We start from the raw sequence: 23,863 nt of genomic DNA, 5'->3' as shown, positions 1-23,863 counted from the left end.
TTTTTGCAAATTTGACTGCTTGTTCCAGTCCCCCTCTTTAGTAAAGAGGAGTTAGGGGAGATTTGGCAGTAATCAAAACGGAGTACATTGGGAAATTTCACATTGCTATTAAATCTCCCACAGCCCCTCTTTGCTAAAGAAGGGCGCTTTTCTTTCTCCGTTAATCTCTAATTACGCCTCATCCAATTCCATATCAATCGCTAATGCACGGATTTCTTTGGTGATTACGTTGAACGATTCTGGAATACCTGGTTCCATATAGTGCGTACCATCTACGATGTTTTTATACATCTTCGTACGACCGTTCACGTCATCCGATTTCACGGTTAACATTTCTTGAAGTGTGTAAGCAGCACCATATGCTTCTAATGCCCAAACCTCCATCTCACCGAAACGCTGACCACCGAATTGTGCTTTACCACCAAGCGGTTGCTGAGTAACAAGACTATAAGAACCTGTTGAACGAGCATGCATTTTGTCATCAACTAAGTGGTTCAATTTGAGCATATACATGTAACCTACTGTTACTGGACGCTCGAATTTCTCACCGGTACGCCCGTCAAATAAGGTAATTTGACCTGAAGTTGGTAAGCCACCTAACTCTAATAAGCCTTTGATTTCGCTTTCATGTGCACCATCAAATACTGGTGTTGCAAGCGGTAAACCTTTACGGAGGTTTTCTGCTAAGCGCATCACTTCTTCATCAGTAAACGTGCTTAAATCAACACTTTGTGAACCGTGACCTAAATCGTACGCTTTTTGGATATATTCACGTAATTTCGCCACTGATTGTTGCTGTTTGATCATCGCATTGATTTGGTCACCGATACCTTTTGCTGCTAAGCCTAAGTGGGTTTCTAAAATCTGACCGATGTTCATACGAGATGGAACGCCCAGTGGGTTCAATACGATCTCAACTGGTTGACCGTTTTCGTCATACGGCATATCTTCAACTGGATTAATTTTTGAGATAACCCCTTTGTTACCGTGACGACCCGCCATTTTATCCCCTGGCTGAATTTGACGTTTCACCGCAAGGTAAACTTTTACAACTTTCAACACGCCCGGCGCTAAATCGTCGCCTTGGATAATCTTGTTACGTTTGATTTCAAGTTTGCGCTCAAATTCTTTACGTAACTCTTCGTGTTGTTCTGCAAGTTGTTCAAGTTGGTTTTGTTTCGCTTCATCTTCAAGCGTTTGTTCTAACCATTTTTCACGGTTAACTTTATCTAATTCCGCTTCTGAAACGCCACCTTCTACTAAGAGGCTACGTACACGGGTAAATAAACCAGCTTCTAAAATTTCTAACTCTTCAGTTAAATCTTTCTTCGCTTCACGAAGTTGCATTTCTTCGATTTCTAACGCACGTTTATCTTTTTGTACGCCATCACGAGTGAAGACTTGAACATCAATAACCGTACCTGATGTGCCATTTGGTACACGTAATGAAGAGTCTTTTACATCAGATGCTTTTTCACCGAAGATTGCACGTAAAAGTTTCTCTTCTGGGGTTAATTGGGTTTCACCTTTTGGTGTTACTTTACCAACTAAGATGTCGCCACCTTTAACTTCTGCACCAACGTAAACGATACCTGATTCATCTAATTTGCTTAACGCAGATTCACCCACGTTTGGAATATCTGCGGTGATTTCTTCCGAACCTAATTTGGTATCACGCGCCACACAAGATAACTCTTGGATGTGGATGGTGGTAAAACGGTCTTCTTGAACTACACGCTCAGACACTAACATTGAGTCTTCGAAGTTATAACCATTCCAAGGCATGAACGCCACGCGGATGTTTTGACCTAATGCTAACTCACCTAAGTCTGTTGAAGGACCATCAGCTAAGATTTCACCACGTGCTACTGGCTCACCTAAATTCACACAAGGAATTTGGTTGATACAAGTATTTTGGTTTGAGCGGGTATATTTAATTAAGTTATAAATATCGATACCTGCTTCGCCCGGAATGGTTTCATCTTCGTTAACTTTCACCACGATACGTGAAGCATCAACGTATTGAACTGTACCACCACGTTTAGCAACAACCGCTACACCTGAGTCAAGTGCGATTGGTTTTTCCATACCAGTACCAACTAATGGTTTGTCCGCACGTAATGTTGGAACAGCTTGACGTTGCATGTTCGCACCCATTAACGCACGGTTCGCATCGTCGTGCTCTAAGAATGGGATAAGCGCCGCTGCCACAGAAACCACTTGTTGGGTTGAGATATCCATATAGTGAACTTCTTCCGGTTTGTATAAACCTGATTCACCTTGCTCACGACAAGTGACATAAGTATCGGTAAAGCGGAAATTCTCATCTAAGTTTGAGTTCGCCTGTGCGATAACATAGTTACCTTCTTCGATTGCAGATAAGTATTCGATATCTTCTGTTACTTGACCATCTACTACTTTACGGAATGGCGTTTCTAAAAAACCATAGTTATTGGTACGCGCATATACAGAAAGTGAGTTAATCAAACCGATGTTTGGACCCTCTGGGGTTTCAATCGGACATAAACGACCATAGTGAGTTGGGTGAACGTCTCGAACCTCAAAGCCTGCACGTTCACGCGTTAAACCACCTGGGCCTAATGCTGAAATACGACGTTTATGGGTAACCTCTGAAAGCGGGTTGTTTTGATCCATAAATTGCGAAAGTTGTGATGAGCCAAAGAACTCTTTCACTGCTGCTGAAATTGGTTTCGCATTGATTAAATCTTGTGGAGTTACACCATCTAAGTCGCCTAAAGATAAACGCTCACGTACAGCACGTTCTACACGCACTAAACCAATACGGAATTGGTTTTCAGCCATTTCACCTACTGAACGAATACGACGGTTACCTAAGTGGTCGATATCATCGACTTCGCCACGACCGTTACGGATTTCAATGAGTTTTTTCATCACGCGGATGATGTCTTCATTGCTTAATACGCCAGTGCCTTCGCCTTCAGGAATGTTTAAAGAACGGTTGAATTTCATACGTCCTACTGCAGATAAATCATAACGATCTGCTGAGAAGAACATATTGTCGAATAACGCTTCTGCCGCTTCTTTTGTTGGTGGCTCGCCCGGACGCATCATGCGGTAGATTTCCACTAATGCTGATAAGCGGTCATAAGTTGGGTCAACGCGTAATGTTTCAGAAATATATGGGCCGTGATCTAAATCATTCGTGAATAACACTTCGATTTCTTTGTAACCAGCTTGCGCAAGGTTTGCTAGCATCTCTAAAGAGATTTCCATATTTGCTGCGCAAACAATTTCGCCATCTTCTAAATTAACGTAATCTTTAGCAGACACTTTGCCAACGATGTATTCAACTGGTACGTCAATTTTGGTTACGCCCGCTTTTGCTAAATCACGAGTGTGTTTAGCCGTAATACGGCGACCTTTTTCTACATAAACTTTACCATCTGCTTCAATGTCGAATAACGCGGTTTCACCACGTAAACGCTCAGGCACAAGTTCCATTTGAAGTTTATTATCATCAGTAATTTCAAATTTCACTTTTTCGAAGAACATCGAAAGGATTTCTTCAGTGGTATAACCTAATGCACGAAGGATAATAGTTGAAGGTAACTTACGACGACGGTCGATACGCGCATATAAGTTATCTTTCGGATCGAACTCGAAATCTAACCAAGAACCACGGTAAGGAATGATGCGTGCGTTATAAAGCACTTTACCTGAAGAGTGGGTTTTACCTTTGTCAGAATCAAAGAACACACCCGGACTACGGTGTAATTGTGAAACGATAACACGCTCAGTACCGTTGATAACGAAAGTACCGTTGTCAGTCATCAATGGGATTTCGCCCATATACACGTTTTGTTCTTTAATGTCTTTTACCGTGCCCGCTGCGGCTTCACGGTCAAAAGTCACTAAACGTAATTTTACGCGTAATGGTGCGGCGTAGGTTGTACCACGAATTTGACATTCACGCACATCAAATACTGGCTCGCCAAGTTCGTAAGAAACGTATTGTAATTCTGTTGCACCGTTGTTACTTACAATCGGGAATACAGAACGGAATGCCGCTTCTAAACCTTGTAGTCCTTCTGGATCTTGCTGAATGAATTTTTCATAAGAATCAAGTTGGAGAGTTAATAGATAAGGTACGTTCAGAACCTGAGGGCGTTTGCCAAAGCTCTTACGGATACGCTTTTTCTCGGAATAGGAGTATGCCATTGTTAGATAGCCTCTGATTTTTTGTTATGGTTGAGATTCACAATCCAAATGAGAAGACTCAGCTGGAAGTGGCATTAAAAGGGTACGAAGTGTCATTTTCCGACTTCCTCTCTTGCAGTCAAAAATCACTACTGCAAGCGGTTAAATCGGATGAGGATTTTGCAAATATCAGCGATTAAAATGACAAAATCAGCCGATTTTTATAAAGCACAAAAGGCTGACGATTTTCGTCAGCCAACAATCTATTGCAAAAATGGTTGTGTATTATAGTAAATTCTCTATATTTTCGTCAAGGTTTTACGAAAATTTGAGCACCATGTTTTTATAATTTAATCTCACTTTTTCTGAATAATACAAGCGGTCTGATTTTTGCAAAATTTGACAAAAATCAGACCGCTTGTCACCGATAAATTAGAGTTTTAAAAAGCCATCGTAAACATGTTCCGCATCACCTGTCATATAAAGTGGGCTGCTTTCGCCTTGCCATTCAATCATAAGCGTACCGCCAGGCAAATCTACGCGTACCGGGCTATCTAATGCGCCTTGCATAATGCCGACCGCAGCCGCCGCACACGCACCACTACCGCAGGCTTGTGTTTCACCCGCACCACGTTCAAAAACGCGTAGTTTTATATGATGACGATTCACCACTTGCATAAAGCCAATATTCGCTCGCTCTGGAAAACGTTCATGATTTTCTAATAATGGGCCAAGCTCATTGACTGGGGCTGTTTGCACATTTTCAACTTGCAACACCGCATGCGGATTTCCCATCGATACGACGCCACAAATCGCGGTTTGCAATTCAGTACGCAACAAGTAGTTTTTCTCAAACTTGTTGGCAATAAATGGAACTTTTGCCGGTTCCCAAATCGGTTTGCCCATGTTCACGCGTACCTGTCCGTCTTCTTGCAAACTTAATACCATTTTGCCATTTGCGGTACTGACTTTAATATCTTGCTTATCAGTTAATCCTTTGAGGCTTACAAAGCGAGCAAAGCAACGTGCGCCATTGCCACATTGAGAAACTTCACTGCCATCAGCGTTAAAAATACGGTAGTGGAAATCTAAATCAGGGTCGTAAGGTGCTTCAACTAATAACAGCTGGTCGAAGCCTACTCCGCGATGGCGATCGGCTAATTTGCGAATCAGCTCATCGGTCAAAAATACGCTTTGGGTGACGCCGTCAATAACCATGAAATCATTGCCAAGCCCGTGCATTTTAGAAAATTGCATATTTTTCCTTATTTTTTGACTTTTATTAAATCTAATCCTGATGATTAGATTTATTTATTTTTTTAATGTTGATATGATCAATAAGTATGAGGTCTTTTCTTTTAATTTACAATGGAGTAATCAAATAATGTCAGGAATGTTTCTCTTGCAATTTGCGATCGTCCTGTTGTGTATCTTAGTCGGTGCACGTGCAGGTGGTATCGGTTTAGGGGTCTTTGGCGGTTTAGGCTTAGCTATTCTCTCCTTCGGGTTCGGACTTAAACCAGCAGGTTTACCGATTGATGTAATGTTTATGATTATGGCGGTAGTTTCTGCAGCTGCAGCGATGCAAGCTGCTGGCGGTTTAGATTATATGATCAAACTCGCAACCAACATTTTACGCCGTAATCCGAAATATATTACCTTTATTGCACCGCTTGTAACTTGGACTTTCACCGTATTAGCTGGTACAGGTCACGTAGCTTATTCTGTATTACCAGTAATCGCTGAAGTGAGCCGTCACAATGGTATTCGTCCAGAACGTCCACTTTCTATGGCAGTAATCGCATCACAATTTGCGATTGTAGCAAGTCCTATTGCAGCAGCGGTTGTAGCAGTTGTCGCTTTCCTTGAACCACAAGGTATTCACTTAGGTGATGTATTGATGGTAACTATCCCATCTACATTATTAGGGATTTTCCTTGCATGTATTTTTGTGAATAAAATGGGGAAAGAATTAAAAGATGACCCAGAATATTTACGTCGTTTAAGCGATCCAAAATACGCAGATATTTTTGCTTCTCAAACCAGCAATAAAGAAATCGAAATCAGCAAAACTGCAAAAGTTTCTGTTTCACTCTTCTTATTTGGTGCGTTATTAGTAGTAATCATGGGTGCAATGCCTTCTCTTCGCCCAGTATTTGATGGCAAACCAATGGGTATGGCTCATACTATTGAAATCATCATGTTATCAATCGGTGCATTGATTATTATGACTTGCAAACCAGATGGTACTGCTATCACTAAAGGTTCTGTATTCCATGCAGGGATGCGTGCAGTAATCGCTATCTTCGGTATCGCATGGTTAGGTGATACGTTAATGCAAGCACATATGACTGAAGTAAAAGGCTTAGTGGAAGGTTTAGTTCATACTGCACCATGGGCGTTTGCTTTTGCATTATTTGTGCTTTCTGTATTAGTTAACAGCCAAGGCGCGACTGTAGCAACCTTATTCCCACTTGGTATTTCATTAGGTATTCCAGCACCTGTTTTAATTGGGGTGTTTGTGGCAGTAAATGGTTACTTCTTCGTTCCAAACTATGGTCCGATTATTGCATCTATCGACTTTGATACCACCGGTACAACCAGAATCGGTAAATACATTTTCAACCACAGCTTTATGTTACCAGGCTTATTAAGCATGGCATTCTGTTTAGCCTTCGGTCTATTATTTGCAAATATTTTATTGTAATTGACCGCTTGTCAAACAATCAGGGGCGGATTTCCGCCCCTTTTCTGTATCTAAAATTGCCACTGTTAGCCTTTCAATGACTTAACGACTGCAGCAATATCGCTTGCTTGCGCAATAGCTGAAATGACAGCAACACCATCTGCGCCATCGCCTAATAAACACGGAGCAGACTCTGCATTCACTCCCCCAATTGCGACAATCGGTTTCGTTATCCCCGCTTGGCGTAAATAGGCGACAAAATCAAGCCCAACATCGGGATCTTGGTCTTTCTTCGATTGCGTTGGAAAAATTGGACCCACCCCGATATAGTCAATGTGAGGATTGGCTTGCGCCAGTTGCGCTTGTTCTAATGAATGCGTTGAAAGCCCTACGAACATTTTTCCTTGCGTGCGAGCAAGCACTGTTTCTATCGGCATATCACCTTGCCCCACATGAACACCATCTGCGGCTAACTCAAGTGCTAATGCTACATCGTCGTTTATCACAAACGGTACATTAAAAGTACGGCATAATGCCTGACATTGCTGCGCGAGCGCTTTTTGCGCAATAGGTTGATTAGCCAACGAATGTTCGCCTTTATCGCGAAATTGAAAACAAGTAATTCCTGCTTCCAAAGCCTGCTTCAGCACAGACAATAAATTCTGTGCAGGGTCGCCACTTAAATGACGTACATCTTGCGTGCCAGCGATAAAATAGACTGGCAAAATAGTTTTCATTTTATTCATCTTGATATGCCCAATGGTTAGTCGGCCCATGGCCGTGTCCAATATTTAACGGATGGCTAATGGCTGCCGTAATATAAGCTTTCGCCGTGCGAATTGCGGTATCTAATGAGTAGCCTTTCGCCAATTCTGCCGTGATACAAGCAGAAAAAGTACAGCCTGTGCCATGAGTATGCGGAGTATCAAAACGCGGGCTTTGTAAAGTGAAATCGCCAGACTCGCTAAATACATAATCAAAACAAATCTCACTATGCGAATCTTGTAGATGCCCTCCTTTAATTACCACATTTTTCACCCCTTGTGCTTGTAACAAGCGGGCAGATTTTTCCGCACTTTTGCAATCGACGATCTCCACGCCTGTGAGCGCATAAGCTTCTGGCAGGTTTGGAGTAATTACATCAGCTAATGGCAACAAATGCTGCTTAAGTGCAGCTACTGCGCTATTGGGTAACAAAGGTTGCCCACCTTTGGCAATCATCACAGGATCTAGCACTAACTGCCCAAATGGACGAGCTTGCAAGAATGCGGCTACACATTCTATTGTTTCAGCGGTGCCTAACATGCCAATTTTAAAGGCGCGAATATCAAAATCGCTTGCGACTCCCTTAAGCTGACTTTCAATCGTTGAAAGCGGAATTGCATGAATATCAAACACACCAGTACTGTTTTGTGCCGTCACAGCAGTAATGACGCTAGTGCCAAACACTTTTCGCATTTGGAAGGTTTTTAAATCCGCCTGAATCCCAGCACCGCCACCACTATCTGAACCTGCAATAGTTAAAGCTTGAGGATAATTACGCATAAATGACTCTCCCTTGTTGCTCAGCCAAAGTCATGTTGATTTCAGCTAACTGATCTAAAAATTTCACCGCAAAAGCCCCTGTTTGTGTGCGATTTAAAGTACGGGCAGCGAATTCTCCCGCAACAGCATATACCGTTGTTGCTTCCACCACGGCATCAAAATAAGCAGATGCTGGTGCAACACTTAAAAAGGCAGCACAGACTGCACCGAGCAAACAGCCAGAACCAGTAATTTTAGGAAATAGCGGTGTCCCATTTTGGACTTTCGCAACCCGTTGACCATCGCTGACAAAATCAGTTTCACCACTAATAGCCACAATACAGTGATATTGTTGTGCTACTTGTTTCGCTACTTCAGCTAAGTCAGCCTCGCCAGCACCTGCATCAACGCCTTTTGATCTCCACTGAATTTGCGCTAAAGGCGCAATTTCGCCAGCATTTCCACGTATCAACGCAAACTTAACTTCTGATAGCAATTTTTCTACCACTTGACGGCGATAGCTTGTTGCGCCACTTCCCACGGGGTCTAACACAACAGGAATCCCTGCTTTGTTTGCCGCTTTGCCTGCAAGAATCATCGCTTCAATGTTTTCTGGCCCATTTGGTGTGCCGATGTTAAGCAATAACCCTTTTGCAAATTGCTGAATCTCTGCAACTTCAGCCACATTGGCTGACATCAACGGAGATGCGCCGATCGCTAATAATCCATTAGCCGTAAAATTTGCAGCAACATAATTGGTAATACAATGAATGAGTGGATTGGTTTGACGGATTTGTTCTAAATAATGAAATGACATGCTTTTCCTCCAAAGAAATCATACTGAAAGGAAAGCAGGCACGGTTGAAAATAAGGTGTAAGTTTCCTACGTCAGTACTAACTGAATCAGGTTCACGGGTATTATCTCAGCCTTTCGGCACCCCGACTTATGGCATGGAACTATAAAAGGTTACATCACACTTCGCAAGCTACGAAACTGTAAAGTGTGATGAAGATCATATTTTTATCTAACAAAAATCCCGCACGGGGCGGGATTGATTTCGATTAAGCGTGGCAAGTTTGGCAAGCAGCTTGGAACATCCAAACTAATTTTTCTTGCTCTTTAATATAATCGCTCATTTGAGATGCAGTACCTTCATCTTCTGCCTCACCAGCAAAATTTAAAATTTCACGTTGTTGCTCAAGTAACACAGTTAAACCTTTTAAGGTGCCAGTTAAGCAATCTTGCGCAGTGCTGATAGCGATATCTTCTTGAATACGTGAAACTTTCAAGTATTGGCTATAAGCATTATTCGGTGTATAGCCTAAAGTTAAAATACGCTCTGCAATTTCATCCACTTTCTCAACCAAATCCGTATAAATTTCTTCAAATTTTGCATGTAATTCAAAGAAATTCACGCCTTTAATATTCCAGTGATAACCACGTACATTGGTATAAAAAACTTGGTAAGTAGCTAATAACTCATTTAATTTTGCTGCTAATTCTGATGATTGTGCTTTATCTAAGCCGATAATTGTTTTTGACATATTTTGTTTCCTCTATTGTTATGAATTGATGTTTTATCAGTCTCTCATCTTCTGATGGCATCATTATACGCCCTCACTTTTTATTGAAAAGCCGATAGATTCGATAGAATCAATAGCAAATACAAATTAAAATACAATTATCAATAACAAAAAGTTAACATTTGCAAATCTTTCATCAAAATAAACCGCTTGTTAAGGCTGAATATCACGCAAAATCGGATTCTGCATAGAAATCAAGGTTTCAGTCGATTGAATTTCATCAATGCTTTGAATCTTACCCGCTAATACTTGATGCAGCTCTTCAATGGTATGCGTCATGACTTTGATAAAAATCGAATAATTACCCGTGGTGTAATATGCCTCAACCACCTCAGGAAATGCATTCAGTTTAGCAATAACTTGTTCATAATCTTTGGCTGATTTCAAAATAATGCCAATAAAACAGCAAACGTCATAACCTAGCTTGCGCTCGTTAATCTTAATTTTTGTTCCTTCAATGACGCCAGATTGGCGCATTTTCTCCACACGCACATGAATAGTCCCAGCACTCACCCCATAATGTCGTGCGATTTCTGCATATGGTGTTTTAGCATCTTGAATTAGCGAACGTAAAATATGCTGATCTAACGCATCGAGCACAGGCTTATTAAGTTGAGAAGCGGTCAAATTTTCCTCCACTTTTGTAAAAACTTAAATAAAATATAAAAAATATAAATTATTTTTAGATATTATATAACACAAAAAGAGTTTTATTGAATTTCTATTGAGTTTTTTAAGAAATCCGTTAAATTACGTGCATACCATTTTAATGGACAATGAATTATCAAAAGGAAAGCAACAATGAAAAAATCATTTATCTTACAACAAAACGAAATTAGCTTTGTTAAAAACACTTTTACCCAATATTTAATTGATAAACTCGGCATTATTGAAGTTCAAGGCCCAATTCTGAGCGAAGTCGGCAACGGCATGCAAGATAACCTTTCAGGAATTGAAAAAGCAGTACAAGTCCACGTGAAATGTATTCCGGACGCGACTTATGAAGTGGTTCATTCTTTAGCAAAATGGAAACGCCATACCCTTGCGCGCTTTGGTTTCCAAGAAGGCGAAGGTTTATTCGTACACATGAAAGCATTACGCCCAGATGAAGATTCTCTTGATGCAACCCACTCAGTTTATGTTGACCAATGGGACTGGGAAAAAGTGATTCCGACTGGTCGTCGTAACTTTGAATATTTAAAAGAAACCGTGAATGAAATCTATAAAGCGATTCGTTTAACTGAATTAGCAGTAGAAGCGCGTTTTGATATTCCATCCATCTTACCAAAACAAATTACCTTTGTTCACAGTGAAGATTTAGTCAAACGCTATCCAGATTTAAGCAGCAAAGCGCGCGAAAATGCAATCTGTAAAGAATTTGGTGCCGTATTTCTGATTGGTATCGGTGGCAAATTATCTGATGGTAAACCACATGATGGTCGTGCTCCAGATTATGATGACTGGACAACTGAATCTGAAAGCGGCTACAAAGGCTTAAATGGCGATATCTTAGTTTGGAACGAACAGTTAGGCACTGCATTTGAGCTCTCTTCAATGGGGATTCGTGTGGATGAAAAAGCATTACGCTTACAAGTTTCATTAACTGGCGATGAATCTCGTTTAGAAATGGATTGGCATAAAGATTTACTTGCCGGTAAATTACCTCTATCTATTGGTGGTGGTATCGGCCAATCTCGTCTAGCGATGTTCTTACTTCGTAAACAACACATCGGTGAAGTACAATCTAGCGTTTGGCCAAAAGCTACATTAGAACAGTTCAAAAATATCCTGTAATCAGGAAATATCAAATACGTTAAGGCATACACTTTATGTGTATGCCTTTTTAGTTAGCTTACCTAAACATCATAAGTTCCCATAATGCTAGCTTGAGCTAAAATGTGACCTTGCATCGCAAAATGGAGATCATTAAAACGGAAGCCAGACGATAAATTAAGCTCTGTATCTAGCGCATAAACAATCAGTTCATAACGATGTAAACAATTTGGCGGCGCCATTCCTCCATAAAATGAGGCTTCTTGAATATCAAATTGCCCTAATTTACTCGCCCAAGAATTTGCTCCTTGCGCATAATCGGTTGCAGTTTGGCTTTCATTTTCTTCAATCTTTGTTCGTTTAAGATCAGCAATTAACCAATGAATCCAAACAAAACCACTGGCTGTGATTGCATCTTTATCTTCTAGTACTACAACAAAAGATTGTGTGTTTTCTGGTGCTTGATGAATCTCAAATGGAATAGAATAGGTTGGCATACCATTTGGGCTAAATTGATTCCCTCTTTTTCCATACTTATCTTCAAATACACCATTTTTAATGGCTGAGCTTGTGATAAACATAAGCCTCTCCTTAATGATTAAATAAACGACGTTGAAGATCTCTATAATAACGCGTTCAGGTTAAAAGAGCATAAAAAAACCCGCATTACTGCGGGTTTTTCTTATTTAGCTAAGTTCTTTAGCAACTAACTATTACATAGTTACTTGTTTAGTACCTTGTACTTGAACTTCAACACGACGGTCTGGTGCTAAACATGCGATTAACGCTTTACGACCTTTAACTGCATCACAAGTGTTGCCAGTTACTGGGTTCGCTTCACCGTAACCTACTGCAGTTACGTTTGCAGCTGGTGCGCCTTTAGAAACGATGTAGTTCGCTACTGTTTCTGCACGACGTTGTGAAAGTTTTAAGTTTGCTGCTTCTTTACCGATACGGTCAGTGTAACCATTTACTTGGATTGCTGCATTACCTAAACCTGAAGCATTGATTTCAGATTGCATTGCATCTAATGCTTGTGCTGCAGCTGGTTTTAAGTTTGCTTTACCAAATGCAAATAATACATCTGAGCTAAATGCGAAGTTTTTGGTTTCGATTTGTGGCTCAGCTACTGGTGCTGGAGCAGCACCTTGACCAAAGCGGTATGTTAAACCAGCAGATACTGAGTGGATATCTGGACTGTATTTAGTGAAATCTTGACCGCCAGCTTTACGAACTGCTTTAGAGTAGTTACCCGCTTTGTTTAAGTATTGGTATTCAACACGGAATGCTAATTCTGGAAGAATTGCATACTCAACACCACCACCTAAAGTTAAAGATGGTTTTAAGTTGTGGTATTTAGAGTGATTACCTGCACCAGTTACATCGTAGAATTTATAGTCGTTACGAACTAATGCAACACCTACTTTACCGTAAACATCTAAGTCAGGTAATACTGCATAGCTTGGTTTTAAGCTTAAGTTTAGACCGTGTGCAGAGTGTTTGTAAGCACGAACATCGCTATTGTTAACTCTGTCGTTACCACGAACACGACCGTAGTAGTCATAACCTAATTCGGTTGCTAAACCAAAATTGTTTTGGTTTAAGATTTGGTAGCCACCGAACACACCGTAAGTTACAGAGTTGCGGTTGATACCGAATTTGCTAGTGTTAGCATTATAACGAGCATCGGTCGCGTGTTTGTCGTCGATTTGTTTAATGCCGTGGTGGAATGCCGCCCAACCTGCTTTAGCACCAACGTAGAAAGTATTTTCTTGTGGAGCTGCTGTTGCTGCTGCTGAAGCTGCTAATACTGCTAATGCAACTAATGATTTTTTCATTTTGATGATCCTCTATTTCAATTTCGTCATCTAAAAACTGCTCATAATGAGCCGAATATTACCTTTTTCAATTCCTCAACATGAGAAATATGTAAAAGCCCTTATTACAGTTACATTCTATCAAACAAAAAAAACGAAAATCAAACAATTTTTATTGATTTGATTAAAATTCGGGCGTTTTATTGATATAAATCACTCAAACCAGCTGATAGAACTCCATTATAAAGAAAAACCCGCAAGAATGCGGGTTTTTCTTATTTAGCTAAGTCCGTTAAGAACTAACTATTACATAGTTACTTCTTTAGTACCTTGTACTTGAACTTCAACACGACGGTCTGGTGCTAAACATGCGATTAACGCTTTACGACCTTTAACTGCATCACAAGTGTTGCCAGTTACTGGGTTCGCTTCACCGTAACCTACTGCAGTTACGTTTGCAGCTGGTGCGCCTTTAGAAACGATGTAGTTCGCTACTGTTTCTGCACGACGTTGTGAAAGTTTTAAGTTTGCTGCTTCTTTACCGATACGGTCAGTGTAACCATTTACTTGGATTGCTGCATTACCTAAACCTGAAGCATTGATTTCAGATTGCATTGCATCTAATGCTTGTGCTGCAGCTGGTTTTAAGTTTGCTTTACCAAATGCAAATAATACATCTGAGCTAAATGCGAAGTTTTTAGTTTCAACTTGTGGCGCAGCTACTGGTGCTGGTGCAGCGCCTTGACCAAAGCGGTATGTTAAACCAGCAGATACTGAGCTGATATCAGGACGGTAGTCTGTTGCACCCATGCGGTTTAAAGTAGCTTGGCTTGCTTTGCCTGCATTATTTAACCATTGATATTCAACACGTGCTGATAACTCAGGAAGAATTGCATATTCAACACCCGCACCTAAAATTAAAGAACTTTGGAAACGGTGAGTTTTTGTTGGCGCTTTAGTTACCACATTCACTGTTTTGTAACGGTTATTTACTAATGCGATACCTACTTTACCGTAAACATCTAAGTTAGGTAATACTTCATAGCTTGGTTTTAAAGAAATAGTTGTGCCATGTGCTGAATGTTTGAAAGTTTGTTTCTCACCACCAGCTTTAGTATTTTGGTGACCACGAACACGACCAAAATAGTCATAACCTACTTCTGTAGCTAAACCAAAGTTGTTTTGGTTTAAGATTTGGTAACCACCAAATACACCGTAAGTTACAGAGTTTTTATTGATGCCGTATTTACCGCCATCTTTTGCATCTAATTGTTTGATGCCATCATGAAATGATGCCCAACCAGCTTTAGCACCCGCGTAGAAAGTATTTTCTTGCGGTGCTGCGGTTGCTGCTGCTGAAGCTAATACTGCTAATGCAACTAATGTTTTTTTCATTTGGATGATCCTCTATATTTCATAGATTGATAATATTGAAAGCTCCCATCTCACTAGAGAATAAAGAGACCTATATGACAGATTCTGCCACTAAAAATAAATGGCATATATACCATCTATCACATTCTTGTACTCTCCATATAATGAAAGTATGAGCAAGAATATTCTTATTATGGGTACCCAATCACATAAAATCAATGTTATTTACTAAACAAATCTGAAATAAATGTCTTTTTTAACTAAATTTAAGCTCAAAATGACAACTTTGACAAAAGTCAGCCTTTTATTTACTTTCGTTTTCAATCTACGTTTTTCTTGTTAATATTTAGCAAAATTTATTATTCGGAATAAATATAATGATACCTAGACTCTCGCAAACACCATCTTTAGATCCCATAGTTAGCGCTTATTTAGAAAGCCTGCGCACACAAAATTTCAGTGGCGATATCGCCTCTAGCTATTCAGATAGACTCTCTTTAGCAACAGATAACAGTGTTTATCAGCAATTACCGCAAGCCTTACTTTTCCCTAAATCAATCGCTGATGTTGTAATTTTAACGAAATTAGCGCAAAAAACAGAGTTTAGCGCGCTAACGTTCACGCCAAGAGGTGGTGGAACGGGCACTAACGGGCAATCATTGAACCAAAATATCATCGTTGATCTTTCACGCCATATGAATCAAATTTTAGAGCTTAATGTTGAAGAACGTTGGGTTCGTGTTCAAGCTGGTGTCGTAAAAGATCAATTAAATCAATATCTCAAACCATACGGTCTCTTCTTCTCTCCTGAACTATCCACTAGCAATCGTGCTACATTAGGCGGAATGATTAACACTGATGCTTCAGGACAAGGCTCATTACAATATGGCAAAACCTCCGACCACGTTTTAGGACTCAAATCTGTGTTAATTAACGGAGAGGTATTAGAAACGCAAGCGATCAATTCTGAACAATTTTCTGCAAATTTAACCCAATTAAATCTTTCCGAGTACGGGCGAAAATTACATGAAACCATATTTTCTCGCTGCAAAACATTACGCCCATTAGTGCTCTCTTCTTTGCCACAATTAAATCGTTTTTTAACAGGCTATGATTTAAAAAATGTATTTAATGAAGATGAGAGTCAATTTAATTTAACCCGTATTTTGACAGGCTCTGAAGGATCGCTTGCATTTATTTGTGAAGCCAAATTAAATTTATTACCTATTCCAAAATATCGCACGTTAATCAATATTAAATATAACTCTTTTGATGCTGCATTACGCGCTGCACCTTTTATGCTAGAAGCAAAAGCGTTATCTGTAGAAACCGTCGATTCCAAAGTGCTTAATCTGGCTAAACAAGACATTATTTGGCACTCCGTTTCAGACTTATTAAAAGAAGACGAGGCAAACCCGATTCTAGGCATCAATATCGTCGAATATGCAGGACACGATGCTGCTCAAATTGAAGCACAAGTTGCCGAATTATGTCGTTCGCTTGATGACAAAATTGCTCGAAATGAAGCAGGCATTATTGGTTACCAATGCTGTGATGATTTAGCTTCAATTGAGAAAATTTACACAATGCGTAAAAAAGCAGTGGGATTATTAGGCAATGCTAAAGGTTGGGCGAAACCCATTCCTTTTGTTGAAGACACTTGCGTGCCACCTGAACATTTAGCCGATTACATTAGCGAATTCCGTGCATTATTAGACAGTCATCAATTAGCCTACGGAATGTTTGGACACGTTGATGCAGGAGTTTTACATGTTCGCCCTGCGCTGGATTTATGCGATAAAGCACAAGTTAAAACCTTTAAGATGATTTCAGATCAGGTCGTCGAACTGACTGCCAAATATGGTGGTTTAATTTGGGGGGAACACGGCAAAGGAATGCGTTCTTACTATGGTGAGCGCTTCTTTGGCGAGCAGCTTTGGCGAGAACTACGCCAAATCAAAACCCTCTTTGACCCCAGCAACCGCTTAAACCCGGGCAAAATCTGTACGCCGCTAGATTCAGCCGAAACCCTGTATCCAATTGATTCGACCATGCGCGCAGATTACGACCGCACGATTCCAATTGAGGTGCGCGATGAGTTTAAAGGCGCGATGAGTTGTAACGGAAACGGCTTATGCTTTAACTTTGATGTTCACAGCACAATGTGCCCTTCTATGAAAGTTTCAGGAAATCGTCTTTTTTCTCCTAAAGGGCGTGCAGCAATGATTCGAGAATGGTTGCGCTTATTAGCCGAGCAAGGTGTTGATCCACAAACGTTAATTTTTGACTCCAGCAAAAATTCGTTAAAACTAACCGATTTTGTTGCCAAAATCCGCCATTCATTGAAGAAAAAGCAAGAATACGATTTTTCACATGAAGTAAAAGCTGCAATGGATACTTGCTTGGCATGTAAAGCATGCGCAAGCCAATGCCCGATTAAAATTGATGTGCCAACATTCCGCAGCCAATTTAATCAGCTTTACCATCAGCGCTATTTCCGTCCAATAAAAGACTATGTGGTATCAAATTTAGAATTTATTGCGCCTATCATGGCGAAAGCCCCGCGCTTTTTTAACTTCTTTAGTACAACACAGCTTGCAGAAGTCGCTGCTAATAAACTCATTGGCATGACTTACTTACCAGCATTATCTGTACCGAATTTGCGCCAGCAATTAGTAGCAATTGGCTATCAGGGTGAAACATTAGAAGCGTTGGAACAACGTGCTGCAAGCGGTCAATTTTCTGCAGAAAATTGCAAAACTGTACTAATTGTACAAGATCCCTTCACGACTTTTTACGATGCTAAAGTGGTAGCCGATTTTGTGAAGTTTGTAGAGAAAATTGGTTTCCGCCCAATCGTCTTACCATTTAATCCAAGTGGCAAAGCGCAACACATTAAAGGATTTTTAAGCCAATTTGCAAAAACAGCCAAAAACCAAGCAGAATTCTTAAATCGAGTCGCAAAATTAGGTCTGCCAATGGTGGCGATTGACCCAGCATTAACCTTGCTCTATCGCGATGAATATCGTGATATTCTCAAAGCAGAACGAGGGAATTTCCATGTGCAATTAGCCCATGAATGGTTAAAATCCGTCATTCAAAATGAAACGCTCAACGTCAGTAAAAAAGCCGTAGAATCTGACCGCTTGCCATGGCATTTATTTGCACATTGTACTGAATCGACTGAATTACCAAGTGCCACACAAGATTGGCAGCAAATTTTTGCCTATTTTGGGGAAACGCTTATCAATCAAAATGTTGGCTGTTGTGGCATGGCAGGTACATTTGGGCATGAAACTGCGCATATTGAAATGTCGAAGGCAATTTATGCGCAATCTTGGCAAGTCAAAATGGCAGATAAACCAATGAATCGCTGCCTAGCGACTGGTTATTCTTGCCGCTCACAAGTCAAACGTATGGTGCATCAGGGCATTAAACACCCAGTCCAAGCATTGCTAGAAATTATCAGCTAACGATTTCAACACCCCGCAATCTTGCGGGGCGTTTTATGATTATTCAATTTTAAAGAGGAAAAAATGACGCCTATTTGGAAACAAACCGCTACCCCAGAACAATTAACATCTCTATGTGAAGGCACAGCCGTCGCACATTTAGGGATTATTTTTACAGAAATCGGCGCCTCAGACATTACCGCTGAATTAACCGTTGACAGACGCACCAAACAACCATTTGGGGTATTACATGGTGGTGTTTCTGCAGCCTTAGCAGAAACCGTCGCCAATGCAGGTGCCTTATTGCTTTGCGAACCAAATCAAATTGCGGTGGGAATGGAATTAAACATTAGCCATTTAAAATCCATCAAAGAGGGCGAAAAAGCGATTGCTCGCGCCTTTCCATTAAAAGTTGGACGAGAAGTGCAAGTTTGGCAAATTGAAACCAAAGATGAACAAGGCAACCTTTGTGCCATTTCCCGCTTATCGGTAAAAGTGTTAGACAAGCGGTAAGATTTTGTGAATTTTTTGCAAAATTCTTTGAAAATCTGACCGCTGTTTAAAAAGGCGGTTGGAGATATGAACAACCTATTATAGAATGCTATTCTTTTATCCATTCCTTTACTTAAGAGAAATTCCACATGAATTCAAATCGTAGTTTATTGGTCATGGGACTGTTCTTGGTGTCGTTTCTATTATTTACGACCTGGCAGCAGGAATTCAACCCTGAAATCCAAGCCCAGAAGCAAGCACAAGTCCAAGCGCAACAATCATCAGGCGATGTGCCGGCGTCTAGTTCTTCTGACTCCACCACCTCAGATATGGTGAGCAAAGGAAAAACTATTACCATCGAAAGCGATGTTTTACGTTTAACCGTTGACACGCTAGGCGGTGATGTCGTTGATTCTGACTTATTAAAACTTAACGCTGAATTACAATCAAACACCCCATTTGAGTTGTTACAAGATAACAGCAACCTTACTTATATCGCACAAAGTGGTTTAGTGGGTAAAAACGGGATCGATACCAATGCAGGTCGTGCGCAATATCAAGCAAGCGCAGATAGCTTTAAATTGGCCGATGGTCAAAATGAAATTCGTGTGCCATTAACCGTTGAGAAAGATGGTGTGGTTTATACCAAAACCTTCACTTTAAAACGTGGCAGCTATAACGTAGGCGTTGATTTCAACGTGAAAAACAACAGTGCGGAAACGATTGAAGTTCAGCCTTACGGACAGTTAAAACATACTATCGTAGAAAACTCTGGCAACTTAGCTATGCCAACCTATACTGGCGGCGCTTACTCATCTTCGGAAACCAACTACAAAAAATATAGTTTCCAAGATATGGAAAAATCAGGTTTATCTATTGAAAGTAAAACCGGTTGGGTTGCATTATTACAACACTATTTCTCTTCTGCGTGGGTACCACCACAAAACCAAGATATGACCTTGTTTACACGTATCTCTGAAGATAAACGCTTTGCGAATATAGGTTACCGTGGCGCAATTACCACAATCGCTCCAAACAACGAAGCAACCATCCAAACTGCTTTATGGACTGGCCCGAAAAACCAACACGAAATGGCTGAAGTTGCAGAACATCTTGATTTAACCGTCGATTACGGTTGGGCATGGTTCATTGCGAAACCATTATTCTGGTTATTAACAACGATTCAAAAAGTTGTGTCTAACTGGGGTATCGCGATTATTTTAGTGACCATCGTGGTAAAAAGTTTACTTTATCCACTTACTAAAGCGCAATACACCTCAATGGCAAAAATGCGTATGTTGCAGCCGAAAATCCAAGAAATGCGTGAGCGTTTTGGTGATGACCGTCAACGTATGAGCCAAGAGATGATGAAATTGTATAAAGAAGAGAAAGTAAACCCAATGGGTGGTTGCTTACCGATTCTGATTCAAATGCCAATTTTCATCGCGTTATATTGGACATTCATGGAAGCTGTAGAATTACGTCATGCACCATTCTTCGGTTGGATTCATGACTTATCAGCCCAAGATCCATACTTCATTTTCCCATTGTTGATGGGTGGCTCAATGTTCTTATTACAAAAAATGTCACCAACCCCTGTTGCTGATCCAATGCAACAAAAAGTGATGATGTTTATGCCGGTTATCTTTACTGCATTCTTCCTGTTCTTCCCTGCAGGCTTAGTGCTTTACTGGTTAACCTCTAACTGTATTACCTTAGTACAACAATGGTGGATTTACCGCCAATTAGAGAAAAAAGGCTTACATACCCGTAAAAAATAAAACACGGTGTAATTAAACTGAGGCTGAATCTATATAATACAGATTCAGCCTTTAATTTTAGTGTGAAATCGAATAGAAAGATCGTGCTAAATCGGTCATGAAATGATAGAATCATACGCTTTTAAAAATTAGATATTTTCTCTTACATCATTTTAGGTTTTATATGGCGACAGAAATTAAAAAGAAAGCCCCTGAACAAGTTCAAGATAAAGGGGAAAAAAGCAAAGGCACAAATACCTTGCTTTGGATTATCGCAGTAGCGTTAATTATCGTTGCAGCAGTAGGCAATACTTACTTTGCCGCACAACTTTCATTAGTTGTACGTGTATTAGCGTTAGTAGCATTAGGTGCAGGCGCTGTAGCAGCCGCTGCGCTTACCAATCAAGGTCAAAAAACCATTCACTTTATTAAAGAGTCTCGTACCGAATTACGTAAAATTATTTGGCCAACCCGTCCAGAAGCGACCCAAACAACCTTAATCGTAATTGCGATGTGTGTAGTGGTTTCTTTAGTGTTATGGGGTATCGACTCTATCATCGTTCGATTGGTCGCATTTTTAACCAACTTATAATAAGGCATTAAAATGAGCGAATTAGAAACAACAACTTCTAGCGAACCGGCAAAAAAACGTTGGTATGTATTACAAGCCTTTTCTGGTTTTGAAAACCGTGTGGCAGTTACTTTACGTGAATATATCAAACTTCACAAAATGGAAGATTCTTTCGGTGAAGTATTAGTGCCAACCGAAGAAATCGTTGAAAACGTAGGTGGTAAACGCCGTAAAACTGAACGTAAATTCTTCCCGGGTTATGTATTAGTTGAAATGGAAATGAACGACTACACTTGGCAACTTGTGCGCAGTGTACCTCGTGTAATGGGCTTTATCGGTGGAACTGCAGATAAACCCGCACCAATTTCTAAAAAAGAAGCTGACTTAATCCTTAACCGTGTTCAAGAAACAGCTGAAAAACCACGTCACCGTAATGAATATCATCCTGGTGAAAATGTACGTGTTACTGAAGGTCCATTCGCTGACTTTACCGGTACGGTGGAAGAAGTGGATTACGAAAAAGGCCGCGTTAAAGTGTCTGTATCTATCTTCGGTCGTGCAACGCCAGTTGAACTTGAATTCAACCAAGTTGAGAAACAATAATCTTCAAGATAACTTAAAAACGGGAACTTATGGTTCCCGTTTTTTTATTTATTCAGCACATCAGCTTCATTACAATAAAAAGGCGTGATATTTGATCACGCCTTTCTATTCTACTCTGATTAGTCTTGCGGTAATAATCGCTCTAAGCGCCACAAATCCGCAAAATCCGCTCTTGCCTTAATTAAGTGCGCTTTTGCACCATCTACTAAAATTTCGACCGCTTGTGGGCGAGAATTATAGGTTGATGACATCGCAGCCCCATAAGCCCCAGCGGAGCGCATTGCTACGTAATCGCCTTCTGAGACAGATAAGGTTCTCGCTTTCCCTAAGAAGTCAGAGGTTTCACAGATCGGTCCAACAACATCATAAACGGAAGCTTCGCGATTAAGTGATTGATCAACCTCTGTAATTTCCATATACGCTTCATATAAGGCTGGACGAATCATATCGTTCATTCCAGTATCTACAATCGCAAAATTACGATCTTCGTTTGATTTCAGATATTCCACTTTTGTGACCAAAATCCCTGCATTCGCACTAATCGCACGCCCTGGTTCGAGAATGATTTCTAAATTTGGATAAGCTTTAAGTTTTTCCAACAATGCCTTCGCATATTCGGTAGGATGCGGAGGCTGCTCGCCATGATATGGCACACCTAAACCACCGCCTAAATCCAAGTGGTGCAATTCAATCCCGTCTTCTTTGAGTTGCTCCATTAAAACAATTAAGCGATCGGTCGCATCTAAAAACGGTTGAAGCTCGGTTAATTGTGAACCGATATGACAATCCATACCGGTAATTTTCACATTCGGTAAGCTTTTTGCTAAACGATACACTTCTCGTGCTTGTTGCACACTAACACCGAATTTATTTTCTTTTAAGCCAGTAGAAATATATGGGTGCGTTTTTGCATCCACGTCTGGATTCACACGTAGAGAAATTGGCGCAACTTTACCCATTTTTCCCGCCACTTCATTGATACGATGTAGTTCAGGAATTGATTCCACATTAAAACAACGCACACCGACTTCTAAAGCACGTGCAATTTCGCTGTGTGATTTTGCCACACCCGAGAACACCACTTTGGAAGCATCGCCACCCGCTGCTAACACGCGCTCTAATTCACCTTGTGAGACAATATCAAAGCCTGAACCAAGCTTTGCCATGACATTGAGTAATGCAATATTAGAATTAGATTTTACGGCAAAGCAAATTAAATGCGGGTGCTCGCCAAATGCGTTATCAAAGGCATGCCAATGGCGTTCTAGCGTAGCACGGGAATAAATATAAGCAGGAGTACCATGCGCTTTAATAATGTCTGCAATGGCCACCTCTTCGGCAAAAAGTTGTTGGTTTTTATATTCAAAATGATTCATTGGATTTCCGTTGTGTTTGTGAGAGCGGTCAAATTTTGCAAAACTTTTGCGAAATTCGACCGCTTGTGATGATCAATTTATGCTGTTTGTGTAGGCTGTTCTGCTGTTTTTTCAGGAAAATAAAGCGGGCCTTTTACGCCGCAAGCGGTTAAACCAAACCCTGCAAGCAATGCCACAATAATCAATTTTTTCATGGTGTTTCCTTTTCTGTATCAAGAAATCAAATTCTAAATCAAATTGATTCAATCAAAAAGCAAAAAAGCCCTGCAAACAAAAATTTGCAAGGCTTTATGTTTTTTAGACCGCTTGTAAGATTACAAACTTAACGTTAAACAAATAATTGCTAAGGTAAAAATAGCAGATAATCCGTAGAATACTAAGTTACCCGCTGGGAAGTGCACTTTTAAGTCATGTAATCCGTGGTGGATACGGTGCATACCTGCCCACATTGGGAAAATAGTGAACATTAAAATCGCTAATTTACCAATACCGGTATGTGCAAAAGCAATGATATTGTCTGGTGTAACTAAACCAAGCGGAAGTAAAACGCCTAATACTAAAATCAAGATTGGGAAAAATAGTGCGCTAACCATGCCGCCAGCACTGAATAATAACCAAACAGGTGGCTCGTTAGAACGTTTGGTATCAAATACTTTATTACTCATATCTCCC

Annotated in this window: 21 protein-coding genes and 1 riboswitch; of the genes, 8 read left to right on the top strand and 13 right to left on the bottom strand. The window is 40.4% G+C overall.

Going from position 1 to position 23,863, the window contains the following annotated elements; all coding sequences use genetic code 11:
* Window positions 1–171: 171 nt before the first annotated feature.
* Window positions 172–4,200: a DNA-directed RNA polymerase subunit beta gene (gene rpoB, locus HSP_RS0100160; RefSeq protein ID WP_010128075.1), complete on the bottom strand. Its 4,029-nt coding sequence runs from the start codon at window positions 4,198–4,200 to the stop codon at window positions 172–174.
* Window positions 4,201–4,226: 26 nt separating this feature from the next.
* Between rpoB and HSP_RS11390 the strand changes: the two genes are divergently transcribed.
* Window positions 4,227–4,379 carry a hypothetical protein gene (locus tag HSP_RS11390; protein ID WP_155819767.1) on the top strand — a complete coding sequence of 51 codons (153 nt, stop codon included), beginning with the start codon at window positions 4,227–4,229 and terminating at the stop codon, window positions 4,377–4,379.
* A gap of 232 nt (window positions 4,380–4,611) precedes the next feature.
* On the opposite strand, the gene dapF is transcribed toward HSP_RS11390, so the two are convergent.
* Window positions 4,612–5,436: a diaminopimelate epimerase gene (dapF, locus tag HSP_RS0100150; RefSeq protein WP_007525742.1), complete on the bottom strand. Its 825-nt coding sequence runs from the start codon at window positions 5,434–5,436 to the stop codon at window positions 4,612–4,614.
* A 127-nt stretch (window positions 5,437–5,563) separates the two neighbouring features.
* Here dapF and HSP_RS0100145 point away from each other — a divergent pair, with 127 nt between their 5' ends.
* Window positions 5,564–6,886, top strand: coding sequence for an anaerobic C4-dicarboxylate transporter (locus HSP_RS0100145; RefSeq protein WP_007525759.1), 1,323 nt, complete (start codon window positions 5,564–5,566; stop codon window positions 6,884–6,886).
* A gap of 65 nt (window positions 6,887–6,951) precedes the next feature.
* Here HSP_RS0100145 and thiE read toward each other — a convergent pair whose 3' ends face one another.
* The 5 genes from thiE to asnC form a co-directional block, all read right to left on the bottom strand.
* Window positions 6,952–7,611 carry a thiamine phosphate synthase gene (thiE, locus tag HSP_RS0100140; protein ID WP_010128074.1) on the bottom strand — a complete coding sequence of 220 codons (660 nt, stop codon included), beginning with the start codon at window positions 7,609–7,611 and terminating at the stop codon, window positions 6,952–6,954.
* Complete coding sequence (gene thiD / locus HSP_RS0100135) at window positions 7,604–8,410, bottom strand: bifunctional hydroxymethylpyrimidine kinase/phosphomethylpyrimidine kinase (RefSeq protein ID WP_007525689.1); 807 nt, start codon at window positions 8,408–8,410, stop codon at window positions 7,604–7,606. Before thiD ends, thiE begins: the two co-directional genes overlap by 8 nt.
* The gene (gene thiM, locus HSP_RS0100130) at window positions 8,403–9,206 is read right to left on the bottom strand and encodes a hydroxyethylthiazole kinase (protein WP_007525632.1); all 804 of its coding nucleotides are present in this window, start codon (window positions 9,204–9,206) and stop codon (window positions 8,403–8,405) included. The genes thiD and thiM overlap by 8 nt, the downstream gene beginning before the upstream one ends.
* A 46-nt stretch (window positions 9,207–9,252) precedes the next feature.
* Window positions 9,253–9,341, bottom strand: a riboswitch (TPP riboswitch).
* A gap of 110 nt (window positions 9,342–9,451) precedes the next feature.
* Window positions 9,452–9,934 (bottom strand): Dps family protein, encoded by a 483-nt coding sequence (locus HSP_RS0100125; RefSeq protein ID WP_007525643.1) that lies wholly within the window; start codon window positions 9,932–9,934, stop codon window positions 9,452–9,454.
* A gap of 192 nt (window positions 9,935–10,126) precedes the next feature.
* Window positions 10,127–10,600 carry a transcriptional regulator AsnC gene (asnC, locus tag HSP_RS0100120; protein ID WP_007525700.1) on the bottom strand — a complete coding sequence of 158 codons (474 nt, stop codon included), beginning with the start codon at window positions 10,598–10,600 and terminating at the stop codon, window positions 10,127–10,129.
* 174 nt (window positions 10,601–10,774) lie between these two features.
* Between asnC and asnA the strand changes: the two genes are divergently transcribed.
* Window positions 10,775–11,767, top strand: a complete 993-nt coding sequence (gene asnA / locus HSP_RS0100115) for an aspartate--ammonia ligase (RefSeq protein ID WP_007525680.1) — start codon at window positions 10,775–10,777, stop codon at window positions 11,765–11,767.
* A 62-nt stretch (window positions 11,768–11,829) separates the two neighbouring features.
* Here the strand turns inward: asnA and HSP_RS0100110 are convergent, their stop codons facing one another.
* The 3 genes from HSP_RS0100110 to ompA (HSP_RS0100100) all read right to left on the bottom strand — a co-directional run bounded on the left by HSP_RS0100110 (window position 11,830) and on the right by ompA (HSP_RS0100100) (window position 14,958).
* Window positions 11,830–12,327, bottom strand: a complete 498-nt coding sequence (locus HSP_RS0100110) for a YbhB/YbcL family Raf kinase inhibitor-like protein (protein WP_007525758.1) — start codon at window positions 12,325–12,327, stop codon at window positions 11,830–11,832.
* A 132-nt stretch (window positions 12,328–12,459) separates the two neighbouring features.
* On the bottom strand, window positions 12,460–13,584 hold the full coding sequence (gene ompA, locus HSP_RS0100105) for a porin OmpA (protein ID WP_010128072.1): 1,125 nt from the start codon (window positions 13,582–13,584) through the stop codon (window positions 12,460–12,462).
* Window positions 13,585–13,869: 285 nt separating this feature from the next.
* A complete protein-coding gene (gene ompA / locus HSP_RS0100100; protein ID WP_010128071.1) occupies window positions 13,870–14,958 on the bottom strand; it encodes a porin OmpA in 1,089 nt (362 codons plus the stop codon).
* A 356-nt stretch (window positions 14,959–15,314) separates the two neighbouring features.
* Here ompA (HSP_RS0100100) and ydiJ point away from each other — a divergent pair, with 356 nt between their 5' ends.
* From ydiJ to nusG, 5 genes are all read left to right on the top strand, one after another.
* On the top strand, window positions 15,315–18,410 hold the full coding sequence (ydiJ, locus tag HSP_RS0100095) for a D-2-hydroxyglutarate dehydrogenase YdiJ (RefSeq protein WP_010128069.1): 3,096 nt from the start codon (window positions 15,315–15,317) through the stop codon (window positions 18,408–18,410).
* Between the two features lie 63 nt (window positions 18,411–18,473).
* On the top strand, window positions 18,474–18,902 hold the full coding sequence (locus HSP_RS0100090; protein WP_007527019.1) for a hotdog fold thioesterase: 429 nt from the start codon (window positions 18,474–18,476) through the stop codon (window positions 18,900–18,902).
* 128 nt (window positions 18,903–19,030) lie between these two features.
* Window positions 19,031–20,662: a membrane protein insertase YidC gene (gene yidC / locus HSP_RS0100085; RefSeq protein ID WP_007527033.1), complete on the top strand. Its 1,632-nt coding sequence runs from the start codon at window positions 19,031–19,033 to the stop codon at window positions 20,660–20,662.
* A gap of 163 nt (window positions 20,663–20,825) precedes the next feature.
* A complete protein-coding gene (gene secE / locus HSP_RS0100080; RefSeq protein WP_007527025.1) occupies window positions 20,826–21,233 on the top strand; it encodes a preprotein translocase subunit SecE in 408 nt (135 codons plus the stop codon).
* Between the two features lie 12 nt (window positions 21,234–21,245).
* Entirely contained in the window at window positions 21,246–21,815 is a 570-nt protein-coding gene (nusG, locus tag HSP_RS0100075) for a transcription termination/antitermination protein NusG (RefSeq protein ID WP_007527009.1), read from the top strand.
* A 119-nt stretch (window positions 21,816–21,934) separates the two neighbouring features.
* Here the strand turns inward: nusG and lysA are convergent, their stop codons facing one another.
* From lysA to frdD, 3 genes are all read right to left on the bottom strand, one after another.
* Window positions 21,935–23,191 carry a diaminopimelate decarboxylase gene (lysA, locus tag HSP_RS0100070; RefSeq protein WP_007527011.1) on the bottom strand — a complete coding sequence of 419 codons (1,257 nt, stop codon included), beginning with the start codon at window positions 23,189–23,191 and terminating at the stop codon, window positions 21,935–21,937.
* Between the two features lie 77 nt (window positions 23,192–23,268).
* Complete coding sequence (gene lptM, locus HSP_RS11110; protein WP_007527013.1) at window positions 23,269–23,385, bottom strand: LPS translocon maturation chaperone LptM; 117 nt, start codon at window positions 23,383–23,385, stop codon at window positions 23,269–23,271.
* A gap of 120 nt (window positions 23,386–23,505) precedes the next feature.
* The gene (frdD, locus tag HSP_RS0100060) at window positions 23,506–23,856 is read right to left on the bottom strand and encodes a fumarate reductase subunit FrdD (RefSeq protein ID WP_007526999.1); all 351 of its coding nucleotides are present in this window, start codon (window positions 23,854–23,856) and stop codon (window positions 23,506–23,508) included.
* Window positions 23,857–23,863: the final 7 nt, after the last annotated feature.

The sequence above is a fragment of the Haemophilus sputorum CCUG 13788 genome, assembly GCF_000238795.1.
In the GTDB taxonomy this organism is placed as follows: Bacteria; Pseudomonadota; Gammaproteobacteria; order Enterobacterales; family Pasteurellaceae; genus Haemophilus_A; species Haemophilus_A sputorum.
Note: the sequence above shows the minus strand (reverse complement) of the source record. Positions and strands in the feature narration are given on the sequence as shown.